Source organism: Pantoea phyllosphaerae, assembly GCF_051025595.1.
GTDB lineage: Bacteria > Pseudomonadota > Gammaproteobacteria > Enterobacterales > Enterobacteriaceae > Pantoea.
In genome coordinates, this window is record NZ_JBPFDE010000002.1 from 1 (window position 1) to 13,990 (window position 13,990).

Genomic DNA, 13,990 nt, shown 5'->3' on the forward strand with positions numbered 1-13,990 from the left:
ACCCGGTGAGCGGGATTGCGGTCACCCCGGCGGCGGACAGCCGGGACGTGACGGTGCACCCCGGCGCGGCGACGGACCAAAGCGGAACCTCCACCTTCACGCTGACCAGCACAAAGGCCGCGGCAGACGTGACGGCGAACGCGAAAGCGGGCAGCGGCGCGGCGGTGAGCGCAGATAAAAAGGTCAGCTTCGCGGCAGACAGCAGCACGGCGAAGGTGGTGGCGCTGAGAACGATAACCAGCGGAATGAAGGCGGACGGAAAGGCCGCAGATCTGGTGCGCGTCTACGTTATGGACACGAACGGGAACCCGGTGAGCGGGGCAACGGTGAGCCTGAGTGCCACCGGCGGGGCGGTCATTGCGGCGAGCGTGCTCACGAACGAGAAGGGCCGCGCGCCCGCCACCCTGACCAGCCAAACGGCCGAAACAGTCACGGTGACCGCGACGCTGGGGTCGAGTAGCCTGAGCACAACGGCGACCTTCACGGCGGACAGCAGCACGGCTAAGGTGGCCTCGGTGACGCTGCAGGGCGCGGAAACAGCGAAGGTGGCGGACGGCAGGAGCGCATTCCATTACCTGGTGACGGTCAGGGATGCGAACGGCAACCCGGTCAGCGGGATCGCGGTTACGCCGTCGGTGGACAGTAAGGACGTGACGGTGCACCCCGCTGGCGCGACGGACACGAGCGGAACCTCCACTTTCACGCTGACCAGCACAAAGGCCGCGGCAGACGTGACGGCCAACGCGAAGGCAGGCAGCGGCGCGGCGGTGAGCGCAGACAAGAAGGTCAGCTTTACGGCCGACAACAGCACGGCGAAGGTGGCCTCGGTGACGCTACAGGGCGCGGAGACAACGAAGGTGGCGGACGGCAGGAGCGCGTTCCATTACCTGGTCACGGTCAGGGACGCGAACGGCAACCCGGTCAGCGGGATCGCGGTGACCCCGGCGGCGGACAGCAAGGACGTGACGATGCACCCGGGCACGGCGACGGACACGAGCGGAACCTCCACCTTCACGCTGACCAGCACGAAGGTCGCGGCAAACGTGGCTGTGAGCGCCAAGGCGGGCAGCGGTGCGGCAGTGAGCGCGGACAAGAAGGTCAGCTTCACGGCAGATGCGCCTGACCAGGCGAAATCGTCGGTTAAGACGGACAGCACCCACTATGTGGCGGGTACTGATATAGCGGTGACGATCACATTGAAAGATGCGAATGATAACCCGGTAAGCGGTGCCGCGTCCGCTCTGGCAGCGTCCGGCGTCGTCGCGGTGGCGAACGCCTCCCTGAAGGCCGACGGTAAGTGGACAGATAACCAGGATGGCACCTACACGGCGACCTACACCGCCCTTACGGCGGGTACGAACCTGACGGCGACGGTGAAGCTGAGCGGCTGGAGCTCGCCCACCTCCTCAGGAGCCTACGCCATCACAGCAGGCGCCCCCGTTTGGGCAACATCCTCCATTGCGGTGGACAAGAGCAGCTACACCTCAGGTAGCGACATTGCGGTTACTGTGACGCTCAGGGACGTAGCCGGCAATGCGATTGCAGGCCAGGCTTCAATGCTCGCAGCGTCTGTTGAAGTCGGCCACGCCACTCTTAAACAAGGGTATTCCTGGAAGGACAATGCCGACGGTACTTATTCCGCTATATATACAGCACAAGATGAGGGATCAGCGCTCAAGGCTACGGTCGAACTAACTGGCTGGGATAAACCTCTCGAATCTGCAACTTATGAGATCAAAATTATATTTAAAATTGTAAATATAACGATAAACGGAATAACTTATGAAAAAGATAAAATCCCAGCCGATGTCAGCTATTTTAGTGGCGCGTCCTTTACCATTAATTATAGTGCTTCGCCAGAACAGGTGACGTCATCCCTGAAAAGTCTGTCACTTACCCAGAGTAGTGAAAGCCTAACCGTTAAAATAGGTGACGATTCTCCAGCAGGAGCAGAGATTGTTGCGAAAAGAGGCGATAAAACCTTAACCTACAGCCTGGATAAGAAAACTACCCTCTACTTCCTGCCTTATTATTCGGATAAGGCTTACGGAACAGGGATCAGCAGCGACAATGCATCAGACAAATTATGTAAAGCGGTTAATGGAAGGGTACCAACGAAAGATGAGCTTGTCGCTCTCCATTCTTATTGGGGAGATATGAAGAATTATGGCTGGAATACTGAGCCCGATTTGCCTTACAGAACCAGCAATACGCTGAGCTCTGGCGGCGTGGGGGATACAATCGCGGTATGGTTAGCGAGTGGAGAAGTTGATGAACAAGAATATAATGCCTGGAACGCATGGAAGCTCCGCTGCATCTCAAATTAGCGAGGTGTAAATCTTTCGCACAGGCTGTGGGTGGAAATATCAAGATAAGTGGCGACGCTTACGATGACACGGCCGCGTTCAACAAGGTGTCTGGCCGCTTCAAGCTTGAACGCTTCAAAATAACGACTACCGCTTTTATACGCTTCAGCGTCATCTCAAATAATGTTGAGATGGCTGTAAAATCACTGCCAGTGCAGGCAGCCTTTCTCAGGATAATGATGAAGGCGTTAAGTGCGCATAATCATGATTATGTTAAATAGACTGTGCGGTTGGTTTCGGTTAGCGATGTGCGGGCTTCAGCATTAAAAAATCCCTCTTTCCCCTGCTGAACCCCGCCTTAAAGACCTTTTATTTCGCAGCGCTTTCCGCCCGTTTAATGGCAGCCTGTAGTGCGGACGCGTTAGCTACGCCGGGAAAGACGCTGACATTGTCGGCGTTAGCGCCGCTGATCGGCATGACGATTAGGCCGGGCGTCCCCTGAAATCCAAGGTTTTGCGCCAGCGCATCTGTCCGCGCCACCACATCAAGCATGCTATTCGGCTTACCTTTTGGCCTGCCCGCAGTTGAGGCCGCTTTTTTAATATCCGCCTGCGTCAACTTGCCTTCCTGATGGCCTGTAGCAAATAGCGCGTTATGGTAGGCCAGATAGGCGTCGGATCCTTTTTGCTGCCAGATCATCAGCCCCGTCTCCGCTGCGGTCAGTGACGGCTCCCATCGCGAAGCAAAAATGGGCCACTCCATAAAGATATAGCGCACCTCTGGATGGGTTTGCATCAGCGACTGGATTACAGGCGCCTGTCTGGCGCACATGACGCATTGATAATCGAAAAATTCAATCAGCGCCACCTTAGCATCTGCCGGGCCTGCTGCAGGAATGGCGGGATCGTTTAATAACGCATCCTGACGCTGAACCACGGCTGCGGTAATGGCCTTAATCAGCTTTTCATGCTGTAAAATATCCAGTTTTTCGCTGACTTCGAGCAGCACTTCGGGATGCGCCAGCAGATAGCCTTTTGCGATTGCGCCAATCTGCTCTTCCTGCTCGGGCGTGAATTTATCCGCCGTGTGCTCAGATGCTGTGGGGGCAGTTGTTTGCGCTTCAGGTTTTAAAACGGGCTCAGGCTGCGTGGTTGACGAAGCCGGTGCCGCAATAGCCTGCGTTGCCTGTCGATTCGCCGCAGCTGGAGATGATGAGGCTTCAGCGGCAGGTTCGACCGGGTCCGCGTTGACCCTTTGAGAAGGCTGTTCCGGGGCGGTGGAAGCGCCTGCTTTGCCTGACGCAACAGAAGGATCCTGTGCCGCTGAAGAAGATGCCGAAACAGCTGCCTCAGCGGTTTGCGCTTCAGGTTTCACGGGCTCAGGCTGCGTGACGGGCGAAGCAGGCGCCACCATCGCCGGCGCTGTCTGTTGATGCGCCGCCGGTGCAGACGTAGAGGCTGCAGCGGCAGGTTCTACAGGGTCCGCTTTGATGCGTTGGGAAGGCTGTTCCAGGACGGTGGAAGCGTCTGCTTTACCTGACGCGACAGGGTGATCCTGTGGCGCCGTGGAGGATTCAGAAGCAGCCGCGTCGGCTGCCAGGGCGGTATGGGTAGTGATGCCAGCCACTAGCATAACCGTAAGGGCAATATTGGTCATTTTCACCATGCGATAAGATCCCAAAAAAAGTCTGATGCCTGACCAGGCGATAGCCGACTATTTTTGCTGAATGCGTTCTGCGCTGAATTGACGAGCGTCATCCTGTAGCGCTGTTTATTAAACAGAGAGATAAAGGAAATCAATTAGTTAAGGAGGGAAAAGAACAACTCGGTTACCGGCCTGGCCGAAAAGCGCGGCAGCAGGCCGGTGAAGCAAAAGCGCCCCGCTAGCCGCTAAATGCAGGCAGCAAATTGAACCAGCTCAGCGTCCACGCCAGGATATTCAATGCGCCAAAGGTTATCACTACCGCTGGCGCAAGCGTGCTCCACGCCCCTGCACTTTCCTGTCGCGCAAAACGTCTGCGCGCGCTGATATAGAGTAAGGCGGGCACAATCACCGCCCAGAGCGTGGCGAAGAGCCCGGCGAAGCCGATAGCGGCGAGAAAGCCGTCTGGAAACCACAACGACGCGCTCAGCGCGGGTACAAAGGTCAGCAGGGCCACCTTAAAACGCGCCAGCGGCGTCTCGCCCAGCTTCAGGCGATCGGCGATAAAGTCAAAAAGGCCAGCCGTTACGCCCAAAAACGACGCGATCACCGCAAAATGGGAAAACAGCGTCATCATTAAGCTCAGCGCGCCAACGTGCAGGCGGTCGCGTAAGGAGGCCAGCAGCGCGGCGATATCCCCGCCCGCCGCCACCACGGCGGGAAAAGCGGCGCGCGGCAGGTTGCCCATGGTACCGGTAATCCAGAACAAATAGATAATCAGCGACATCAGGGTGCCGAACACCAGCGCGCGCCTCACCCGCTTCTGCTCGCCGCCATAGTAGCTTATCAGGCCCGTAATATTGCCATGATAGCCAAACGAGGCGAGGCAAAACGGCAGAACGCCAAAGGCATAGCGCCAGTAGCCACCCTCGCCGTTACCGGCGTCAAAGAGCGTAAGCGGATCGACCTGGGTGAGCAGCCCGCCGAAAACCGTTACCAGCAGCAGAAGTTTGGCCAGCACGCAAAAGGTCATAATCCTGCTCACCCCTTTTGTGCCCAGCCAGACGACAAGGGCGACGCACAGCGTCAGGATCGCTTTTGCGCCCGCGGTGGAGACAGGCAAACCGGCAAGATTAAGCGAGTGCTGATAGACTGGCCCGCTGGCCGAAATATAGGCATAGGTCAGAATGCCCAGCACAAACAGGATGCTCAGGCCGTTGAGCGCCGCCCACCGCCGCCCTAACAGCGAGCGCGTTAAGGTATCGTAGCCGGAGCCCAGCGGAAAATAGCGGCTCGCCTGCTGGAACAGCAGTCCCGACAGCAGCATACATCCCCAGCTTATCAGCAGTATCAGCAGCGACCAGCCGAACCAGGCGCCGGCCATCACCACTGGCAGCGTAAACATCCCTGCGCCCACCACCGTCCCGCAGATAATCATCGCGCCCCACCATACCGAGGGTTGACGCTGTGTTAATGCTGTTTCTGTCATTACGTGTTCCGATAAAAAAATTTAAGCCTGCACCAGGCGAGCGACGGCGAGAGCATAACTCATTAGCTGGCGATCCTCTCCTGGCAGACCATCCACAGAAAGGCCGACGGAGAGTTCACCCGCGATTCCGACCGGCAAGGTCAGGCTGGGCGCGCCTGCGCTGCTGGCGATATCCGTATTGCGAACCAGCTGTTCAAAAACAGCAGGATCGTGCGCCTCTGTCAGGCGCGGTACTGCGCAGCTGACGGTTGGGTAAACTAAAACATCAAGCTGATGTTCAGAAAACATCTCCAGCCAGGCGGTGCGCAAATCCCCTGTCGTACACAAACCTGCCAGATAGTCATCCCAGGAAACGCTGCACTGCTGCAGCTGCCGTTGAAGAAGATTACGTACCTGGATATCGCTTATCTGCTCCAGAATGGCGTGAAATCGCCATTCGAGCCCTTCGTCGAGCAGAAAGCGCGGGAAATCGATAAAAAACTCATAGAACGGAACGGCAAACTGAACGGACGCATTGAGTTCGCCAAGATGGCTGTCATCAAGTTTAATGACTTCGACACCCTGAGCCTCAAGTCTGGCGACAGCCTCCCGGCATCGCTTCTCTACTGAGTGATCGAGCCCCTGCCACAGAAAGGCTTCAGGAATACCCACGCGGCGCGGCATCACGGGTTCCACCGGCTTTTCATCCATCAGGATGGCATCGAGCAGCACGATATCGGAGACGTCGGGCGCAATAAAGCCCGGCGTATCCCGGGTGTGGGAAACCGGCACCACGCCGACAGACGAGTAGCGTCCGGTGGTCGGGCGGAATCCTGACAGGCCGCATAGCGAGGCCGGAATACGCACAGATCCCCCGGTGTCGGTTCCGACAGCGAAAGCGCAGGCACCCGCAGCAACGGCGGCCGCACAGCCCCCGCTGCTGCCGCCAGCCAGATAGCCGGGATGAGCCGGATTGCCTACCGTGCCCCAGGTGTGGTTACATGAGGTCACGCCAAACGATAATTCATGCATATTATTTTTGCCGCACAGCACTGCGCCCTGCTCAATTAAGCGGGCAACGACAGGAGCGTCTTTTTCAGGCAGGAAATCGGCCAGTCCCGGCGTTCCGGCTGTCGTTGCGAATCCGCGCGCGTTGATGTTGTCTTTGCAGGAAAAAGGCAGTCCAAAAAGCGGCGCGTGCGCAATCTGTGCCGGTGTGGCTTCGCCGTTTAGGCGCGAGGCGTCGTAAGCAATAAATGCATTCAGCGCCAGCGTATCCCGGTAGCGTTCAAATCGGTACTGATGATTGTCTTTTAATCCTGCCGGGTGGCGATTCAAGGCCGCCTCGGCGGCCAAAGAGCAAGGGCGTTTAGTCAGCATGAACGTGTCGCTCTCAGTAGTGAAAATGGCGCGCCATGGCGTGCAGCGGATTACGGGATATCAACGCCCCTCCCAGACTGGCGATAGCGGCGCAGGCGGCATTGATCCCCGTCTGTACCGCCCCTTCTGCCCAGCCTCCGGTAAAGGAGCAACTGCATCCTGCGAGGTATATTCCTTTGTCGGTCTCAGGATTGATGGCGCTCTGGAACTGGAAAAAGAGCGCTTCTGAATAACGGTCGTCGCCCGGATAGTTGAGTTTGAACGCCCCCATCGAAAGAGGATTGGTCAACCAGTCATACTCCAGAATAAACTTTGCATCGTTATTCATTGGGACAAGATGACGGGCAAAATCTGGCGCGGTCTGGCTGAGCTCCTCGACAAGCCTTGCCAGACGCGTCTCTTTATCCTTAAGCGTGACCAGCTTGTGTGAATCATCTTCCCACGTATAGCTGATCAGCACGACGCCGTGTCCATCGGGATCGTCTGGCTGATAATCAAGGCAGTAGACCCCTTTCGCTAGCGTATCGGTCAGGATGGTATGCGGCAGCTTCTCCCTTAGCCAAAATTTGTCCCTGGTAAGCAAGAAAAGCTTCGACGAACCGATAAGATGCGTCTCATTTATCGCTCGCGAAACCTCGGGCGATAGCCACTGCGGACGCTGCGAAAGCTTCAGCGCAATCTGCATCGCGCGCGTCGATACCGTAACAATGACGCGGTCAAACAGCGCGCTACCCTCGGCGGTTAGCACCTCGAACTGCTTGTCCTCACGCTCCTCGATGGCGGTGACTTTTTGATACAGGATGCGCTCCGACAGCGTCTTACCGGCAATGCGTTCCTCGCCCATTCGGTTAGTGAGCGTAGCGATACCGGCAGGCACCAGCCGCTGATCCTCTTCCAGACCATTTACCACCAGCCGCATGATCTCAATAAACGACGCGCGGAAAACGGGCTGAAAACCACCGGAACCGATGCCAAGCGAGCCAAAAAGCGCAAAGTCGGTAGGTTTAAGCCAGGGCTCCCCGCCGGGTGGATTTTTGCCGGTGAAAATACGTACCAGTGCCGAGTAAAAACAGCTGTCGCCAAACTGATCCAGATAACATTGCCACGCCTCTTTTGCGTCTGCGAGCCTGCCCTCCTTCAGCGCCTGCGTGATGGCGGCGGGCGCCGCCATCACCTTGCCATCATCCAGGGTAATGCCCTCTTTTATAAACGATCGCCATCCGTTATCGACTTTCTGAAACAGCGGCGGCGGCGGCGCGCCAGCGCGCCAGGCAAATGCCTCGCCGCGATAGTGAATTTCGGTATCGACAATGCCAGGGTCTGGAAAAGCGGATGCGGTACTGATATCGAAATGGTCTAAATAGTGAAACAGCCCGACTTCCGTGGGAGGAAAGCGCATGGCCCCCATTTCGGCAATATAGTGCGGCATGGAGGGATCGAAGCGCTGGCTGAGCAGCCGTCCACCGTAGCCGCCCTGCTCAGCTTCAAACAGCGTCACGTGGCCAATTCCCGCCCGAAGCAACTCACGCGCGGCGATTAATCCACTTAAGCCAGCGCCAATAATGGCGACGCGGGACGCGCTTTCCCTCTCTGGACACTGGCCGATGCCTCCCTGCGACTCCGCACGCGCAAGAAAATCACCGTAATCAAATAGCGTATCAATATAGGGGAAAGCCTGCGCCGCCCCGTTTTCATGTGATGGAGATGTCATAGCTGTTCTCAGATGATCAACTGCAGGCTGTCGAGAGGACGTTCAAGATTAAGCAAAATCGTTTTGCGCGCGGCGATTAGCCATTGCCCTTCCACCAGACGAAAGGCATGCTCAACGCGGGCAGCATAATGCCACTCTTGCTCGCCCCGGCTTTCGCTGTACATAACCTGAGTGACGGCCGCCGCCTTTGCTTCGCCTTCGCGCCAGGCGATCGCTGGCCGCTGCAAAAGGTGCTGACTGCGGCTTTTTGGCTGTTGCGAAAAATTACGCGCGTTGCGCAGGCGATTAACGCGCAGTTGCGTAACAAAACGATCCTCATAAAGCAGCGAAGACTCGGTTAAAGGATCGGGCTGATCGTGACGCAGCGGCATCCACCAGGTGTAATCCTCAGAGAGGAGCGCCATCCAGGCATCATAGTGTTGCTCGTCCAGCAGCTCCGCTTCGTGATAGATCAGGTTGGTCAACGCGTGGTAAACATGTTCAGGAGACATGACGCCCCTCCAGCATATGCTGCCACATGGCATAAAAGTTTCTCATTGCAATTTCACTGGTTCCTGAAGTGACGACCGTGCTGTTCCATTGCTCATCCGGCTGGTAAAGTCGCGCAATGTTGACCCACTCACTCCCCTGGCTGTGCAACCCCTCAGTGGCGCGTTCATACATCTCAACATCGTCATGCGCCACCATTGAACAGGGTGAATTGATCAGGTTGTTGTACTGAACGGTGCGTTCCAGCATCTGTTGCGGTGCGCCAACCAGTTCCAGAATCCAGGACTCGACAAGGGTTTCGGTGGCCGAGACGGGGCGAATAATACGCAGGGTTTGTATTGGGCCTTTTACCATCAGGTTGGGAAAGTAGACGGTATTGTGTCGCGTATCATCGAGAATTTGCCGTGCCCGGCTTTCGCCATAGCTTTCAACCATACTTTCCCAGTAACCGGGGATGGCTGAATAATCTTTGTGGATTGAATTACGGGTTCCCGTATGTCCGTGTCCGTTTGGCCAGATACGCATCCCCATTTCAGCGAAGAACGCGTGCGACGACATGAACGGAGAAAAGAGTTCCACTGCCATCGGCTGATCAGCCTGCCGCTCTGACTGCGCCCAGAGATTGACGGCTTCACCTGCTGAGGACTCATGCGCCACCATGGGATGACAGGTGTCAGTCTGATTATCCATGACCATTTTCCAGTTACAGCGATGACGATGGCGCAGCGGCGCGCCAACCACGCGAAGCTGGCCGGCTGGAGAGCGATCGACCATATTGTCCAGGGTCGAAAGCGCATCGCCGTAAAAGGCGTCAAAAGAGAGGCCGTGCTGGCTCAGACGTACAAAAATGAAATCGCGATAGTTAACGACATTTTCGACTCGCGTCATGCCCTGGCCTGCTTCACACGCGGACATCACACAGGGATCGTATTCATTTTTCACCGGAATGCTCAGCAACTCACCAGACGGCTTAAAGGTCCACGCATGGTAGGGGCAGCGTAAAAACCGGCCGCAGTTGCCTGAGGATTCCGCTAACACCTTGACGCCTTTGTGCGGACAACGGTTAAACAGAACGTTGATATCGCCTGTTTTTTGACGAATCGCGACCAGGGGCTGAGCAGCAAGCTCAGCGGTAACATAATCCCCTGCAGCAGGGAGTTGACTGGCGTGGCACAGATAAAGCCAGCTTTGCCCAAAGACAGTTTCTTGCTCCGTGAGGAAAAGAGTCTGATCGAGGTAGGCGGATTTATGGATTTCGCTGCCGCGAAAAAGGTTATTAAGGTTCATGGCTTAACTCATAAAGCTAATTTAAGAACGCTTCCTTTAGCTCGGGAAACGCAGGGATAAATTGTCCGGCTGGTTGCTGCTTCCTGCGGCGTCATAATAAAGTCGCGGTGCTCCACCTCTCCCTCAATAACCTCCAGCGCGCAGAGTCCGCATTCCCCGCGTCGGCAATCATAGAGGGGCTCCAGACCGGCCTCTTCCAGCGCATCCAGCAGTGACTGGCCGCTAGCGACCTGAAACCTGATGCCCGTCTCCGTCGCCTCGACCTCATAACCGCCTGTTTCAGCCCCAGTGGGAGGCGCGTTAAAGATTTCAAATGCAAGATGGCCGCGGGGAAAATCCCGGGCATCGCAGTAATCAAGCACCGCACTCAACAGACGCGCCGGTCCGCAAAGGTGGATACGATCGTCGCGCTGCAGCTTGCCCAGCAGCGCCTCAATAGTGATGCGCGGGCCTTCCGGGGTGTGTAAATGAAACCGCTCTTGCGCCAGTCTTTCCAGCGGCTCCGCGTAAGCCGCCTGAGTTCGGGAAGAGGCAAAGTAATGACATTCAGGCTGGCGCCCGGCGGCGAACAGGCGGGTGACGATCCCCGTTAAGGGTGTAATCCCAATCCCGCCAGCGATAACAATATCTCGCCCATTCAGCGGCGCGGATAGCTGTGGAAAATGGTTAAACGGCCCCTCCAGCGTGATAACGTCGCCCTCGGCCAGACCTGCCAGATAGCCGCTGCTCAACGAGTCCGGCGAGAGTCGCACAGCAAACTTCAGCGCGGTCGCGGGCAGCTCCAGCATGACGCAGGAATAACAGCGCGCGCCGATCGCGTCAGGCATTTGCCAGCGGTAGTGCGCTCCCGGCGTGAGCAAAGCCAGCTCGTTGTTATCCGCGTCGAGCGTGAACTCGCGAACGGCTTCGCCCAGAGAACGAATAGTCGTGATGACAAAACGCTTCATAATGATTCCGCTACCGCCGTTTCTTGCAGGTAGCGCCAGCGAGGCTCGCCTGAATCAAAATCAATAATGGCGATCGACCAGCGGACATGCGCGGCGCCTTGTTCATAATGGGTTTCGCGGTAGCGGCAGGTTACCGAGGTTTCCGTCTGGGCGAGCGTTTCACAGGCGTCCGTTTCAATACGCAGGTCTGGCCGTATTCCTGTGTTGTTACGGAAAAGGCTTTCTACTTCGGATAAGCCGACAGGCTCTCCCTTAATGGTAACCATGCTGAAAGAGTCGCTGAAGCTGGCGAGCAGCCGGTCAAGGGCTGAGGGATACCCAGCGCGCCCGGTAAATACCTCTTCAATCCACTGATGCAGTTCAGTCACGCTGTGATGTGCGATTAACTCTCTTTCCGATCGCATAAGACCTCCGATTTTTGGCTAAGATTGATGAGTCCGAGCAGAGGAAGTAACCCCAGCCCGGCGGCAATAAGAAACACAGAATGGTAAGCTGACGTCATCGTGGTGGACTGCTGCAGCAGGTTGAATAACAGGGTAAACACCGCGGCGCCTGTGCTGAAAGAAATTTGGCGGTTCAGATTCCAGATGGTGCTGGCGCGTGCCAGGCGATCCCCTTCAAAATCCATCATCGCGGTAGTCTGAGCGGTATTGGCCGCTATACCGCCCCCAATTCCCATGAGCAGATAAGCGCAAACCAGAAACAGAAGATCGTGGGACGCCTCGGTGACCGACAGCACCGCAATACCGGCGGCGTGCAGCAGCAGACCTGCCAGAAAAAGCGGCGCGGCGCCGGTGCGGTTATATAAACGACCGCATAGCGTCATGGCGCAGAAAGAGCCGCCCGCATAGAGCACCATCAGTGAGCCCGTTTCGCTCGCTGTCCAGCCCAGCACCTCCTGCACGAAAAAAATATTAAGCAGATTGACGCCGGTAAAAATGCCCGGCACTGCGTAATAAACGATGACGGAAAAGCGCATATGCGCGTTTCCAAGCACGCTTAAATCCAGCACAGGGTTAGCCTGGCGGCGGTAGTGCAGCACATAAGCAAACGCCAGCGTTATGCCCGCCAGAACCAGCCCCAGAGGCAAGCTCTGGTAAGCAGAGTCAGCATATAAGGACATGCCTGACAGTAGCGCCGTCAGCGCCAGACTGATAATAATCAGACCAACAATATCGGGCCGGCGCGCCGTGATTTTTTCAGACTGGATCCACAGCAGCGCCAGCGCAGCGGTCGCGAGGCTGAAAGGAATATTGCAAAGAAAGACCCAGCGCCAGGAGAGATGGTCGACAATTGCCCCGCCAGCAGCCGGTGAAATGGCCGGAGCGATAAGGGCTACAGCCATCACCAGCGTGGAAATTCTGGCTCTTTCATCCTTTTTAAACAGGCCAAAGGTCAACGCCTGCCCAACGGGGATCAGCAGTCCTCCTCCTACACCCTGGATAAAACGAAATAACACCAGGCTGCCAAAGTGGTCAGCCAATCCGGAAAGCAGCGCGCCCGCAGAGAATATCAGCATGGAAGCTGCTATTGTCAGACGCGCGCCAAAGCGGCTGGCAAGCCAGTGGCTAAGAGGAATAATAAGCGTCAAACCAAGAATATAGCTATTAGCTACCCAGGCAACGCTGGAAGCTGAGACCTGTAATTCACGCGATATGTCAGGCAAGGCGATAGCCGACATAAATATATTGATACAGTCGATAAAAAAACCAGCAAGGAAAACACAAGCAATGCGATAGCGATACGTCATTTTGACCTCCGACGCGGAGTCTAAGGCGGCTTGACGTTGAGAGTCGATTAAATTAAATTAAACGCGGTGTTTACTTAAAATTAACAGTTAATGTTTAACCATTTAAACCGAATTCAGACATTTATCGCGGTCGTCGACTGCGGTTCCTTTACGCGCGCGGCAGAGCGTCTCTTTATCAGCAAAGCCATGGCGAGCATTCATGTCAAATCGCTTGAAGAGGCGCTTAAGGTTCAGCTGTTAATCCGCAACTCGCGCGGTATTATCCTGACTGAAGCAGGGGAAGCGCTTTACAGAGATTTCTGCGAAATATTCATTAACATCCAGAGCTCACTTGAAAATGTTTCTGACAGCCACAGGTCGCTCTCTGGCGCCTTGAATATTACGTCAACTACGGAATTTGGCGAACAATATATCATTCCGCTGATTGGGGATTTCTGCCAGCTACACCCTAACCTGGGCATTAACTTTTACGCAGACTCATCTTTAAATGATTTAATTTCCGATCGCCTCGACTTAGCTATCAGGCTTGGCACACTACGTGATTCGGAATTAAAAAGTCGCAAGTTAGCCAGCTATGATATTTTGCTTGTCGCCTCGCCTGAATGGCTGGTCAATAACCCATTACGCTCTGTCAACGATTTAAACAGCGTGTCCTGGATTGCTAACAGTAATTTACAGGCACCGACGCAGTGGACGCTGCGTCATAAAGACGGAACGTCGACAGATATACGCGCCATCGCGAAATATCACTCCAACTCGTCAACCGCCATTAAATCCATGGCCATTGCCGGTCTTGGCGTTGCCATTCTTCCGGAATGGATGGTTCGCGAGGAGCGTGAAGCAGGCAAGCTGATCCCGCTGTTTGCGGACTACGCCTTACCCGCGCAGGACATTACCATAGTCTATGCAGGCGACCATCGCATTCGGCTTAAGTGCCGAATTTTCATCGACTTCCTAATTAAAAACATAAAAATATAATTCTCTGCGCGCCTGAAATCGTTTCCTGCAAAG

At 55.8% G+C, this 13,990-nt stretch carries 12 protein-coding genes; 3 read left to right on the forward strand and 9 right to left on the reverse strand.

Annotation, left to right across the window (positions count from 1 at the left end; all coding sequences use genetic code 11):
- A partial coding sequence (locus tag ACR6A7_RS03195; protein ID WP_434123336.1) for an Ig-like domain-containing protein occupies positions 1-2,327 on the forward strand: 2,327 nt, incomplete at its 5' end.
- Positions 2,300-2,587: a hypothetical protein gene (locus ACR6A7_RS03200; RefSeq protein WP_434123337.1), complete on the forward strand. Its 288-nt coding sequence runs from the start codon at positions 2,300-2,302 to the stop codon at positions 2,585-2,587. The genes ACR6A7_RS03195 and ACR6A7_RS03200, both read left to right, overlap by 28 nt.
- Positions 2,588-2,675: 88 nt before the next feature.
- Here ACR6A7_RS03200 and ACR6A7_RS03205 read toward each other — a convergent pair whose 3' ends face one another.
- The 9 genes from ACR6A7_RS03205 to ACR6A7_RS03245 all read right to left on the reverse strand — a co-directional run bounded on the left by ACR6A7_RS03205 (position 2,676) and on the right by ACR6A7_RS03245 (position 12,979).
- Positions 2,676-3,971, reverse strand: coding sequence for a DsbA family protein (locus ACR6A7_RS03205; RefSeq protein ID WP_434123338.1), 1,296 nt, complete (start codon positions 3,969-3,971; stop codon positions 2,676-2,678).
- A 217-nt stretch (positions 3,972-4,188) separates the two neighbouring features.
- Positions 4,189-5,436: an aromatic amino acid transporter gene (locus tag ACR6A7_RS03210; protein ID WP_434123339.1), complete on the reverse strand. Its 1,248-nt coding sequence runs from the start codon at positions 5,434-5,436 to the stop codon at positions 4,189-4,191.
- Positions 5,437-5,457: 21 nt separating this feature from the next.
- Positions 5,458-6,795, reverse strand: a complete 1,338-nt coding sequence (locus tag ACR6A7_RS03215) for an amidase family protein (protein ID WP_434123340.1) — start codon at positions 6,793-6,795, stop codon at positions 5,458-5,460.
- 13 nt (positions 6,796-6,808) lie between these two features.
- Positions 6,809-8,506 (reverse strand): NAD(P)/FAD-dependent oxidoreductase, encoded by a 1,698-nt coding sequence (locus tag ACR6A7_RS03220; RefSeq protein WP_434123341.1) that lies wholly within the window; start codon positions 8,504-8,506, stop codon positions 6,809-6,811.
- An 8-nt stretch (positions 8,507-8,514) separates the two neighbouring features.
- Complete coding sequence (locus ACR6A7_RS03225) at positions 8,515-8,997, reverse strand: aromatic-ring-hydroxylating dioxygenase subunit beta (protein ID WP_434123342.1); 483 nt, start codon at positions 8,995-8,997, stop codon at positions 8,515-8,517.
- Positions 8,987-10,282, reverse strand: coding sequence for an aromatic ring-hydroxylating dioxygenase subunit alpha (locus ACR6A7_RS03230; protein ID WP_434123343.1), 1,296 nt, complete (start codon positions 10,280-10,282; stop codon positions 8,987-8,989). Before ACR6A7_RS03230 ends, ACR6A7_RS03225 begins: the two co-directional genes overlap by 11 nt.
- An 8-nt stretch (positions 10,283-10,290) precedes the next feature.
- A complete protein-coding gene (locus tag ACR6A7_RS03235) occupies positions 10,291-11,229 on the reverse strand; it encodes a flavin reductase family protein (protein WP_434123344.1) in 939 nt (312 codons plus the stop codon).
- On the reverse strand, positions 11,226-11,633 hold the full coding sequence (locus tag ACR6A7_RS03240) for a hypothetical protein (protein ID WP_434123346.1): 408 nt from the start codon (positions 11,631-11,633) through the stop codon (positions 11,226-11,228). The genes ACR6A7_RS03235 and ACR6A7_RS03240 overlap by 4 nt, the downstream gene beginning before the upstream one ends.
- Positions 11,612-12,979 carry an MFS transporter gene (locus tag ACR6A7_RS03245; protein WP_434123347.1) on the reverse strand — a complete coding sequence of 456 codons (1,368 nt, stop codon included), beginning with the start codon at positions 12,977-12,979 and terminating at the stop codon, positions 11,612-11,614. Before ACR6A7_RS03245 ends, ACR6A7_RS03240 begins: the two co-directional genes overlap by 22 nt.
- A gap of 90 nt (positions 12,980-13,069) precedes the next feature.
- On the opposite strand from ACR6A7_RS03245, the gene ACR6A7_RS03250 reads away from it, so the two are divergent.
- Positions 13,070-13,957 (forward strand): LysR family transcriptional regulator, encoded by an 888-nt coding sequence (locus tag ACR6A7_RS03250; protein ID WP_434123348.1) that lies wholly within the window; start codon positions 13,070-13,072, stop codon positions 13,955-13,957.
- The last annotated feature ends 33 nt before the right edge of the window (positions 13,958-13,990 follow it).

What these genes read in the sequence shown, in the direction of transcription:
- ACR6A7_RS03200 (WP_434123337.1), top strand. Translation starts at nt 2,300, where the DNA reads ATGGAAGCTCCGCTGCATCTCAAATTAGCGAGGTGTAAATCTTTCGCA.
- ACR6A7_RS03205 (WP_434123338.1), bottom strand. Translation starts at nt 3,971, where the DNA reads ATGGTGAAAATGACCAATATTGCCCTTACGGTTATGCTAGTGGCTGGC.
- ACR6A7_RS03210 (WP_434123339.1), bottom strand. Translation starts at nt 5,436, where the DNA reads ATGACAGAAACAGCATTAACACAGCGTCAACCCTCGGTATGGTGGGGC.
- ACR6A7_RS03215 (WP_434123340.1), bottom strand. Translation starts at nt 6,795, where the DNA reads ATGCTGACTAAACGCCCTTGCTCTTTGGCCGCCGAGGCGGCCTTGAAT.
- ACR6A7_RS03220 (WP_434123341.1), bottom strand. Translation starts at nt 8,506, where the DNA reads ATGACATCTCCATCACATGAAAACGGGGCGGCGCAGGCTTTCCCCTAT.
- ACR6A7_RS03225 (WP_434123342.1), bottom strand. Translation starts at nt 8,997, where the DNA reads ATGTCTCCTGAACATGTTTACCACGCGTTGACCAACCTGATCTATCAC.
- ACR6A7_RS03230 (WP_434123343.1), bottom strand. Translation starts at nt 10,282, where the DNA reads ATGAACCTTAATAACCTTTTTCGCGGCAGCGAAATCCATAAATCCGCC.
- ACR6A7_RS03235 (WP_434123344.1), bottom strand. Translation starts at nt 11,229, where the DNA reads ATGAAGCGTTTTGTCATCACGACTATTCGTTCTCTGGGCGAAGCCGTT.
- ACR6A7_RS03240 (WP_434123346.1), bottom strand. Translation starts at nt 11,633, where the DNA reads ATGCGATCGGAAAGAGAGTTAATCGCACATCACAGCGTGACTGAACTG.
- ACR6A7_RS03245 (WP_434123347.1), bottom strand. Translation starts at nt 12,979, where the DNA reads ATGACGTATCGCTATCGCATTGCTTGTGTTTTCCTTGCTGGTTTTTTT.
- ACR6A7_RS03250 (WP_434123348.1), top strand. Translation starts at nt 13,070, where the DNA reads ATGTTTAACCATTTAAACCGAATTCAGACATTTATCGCGGTCGTCGAC.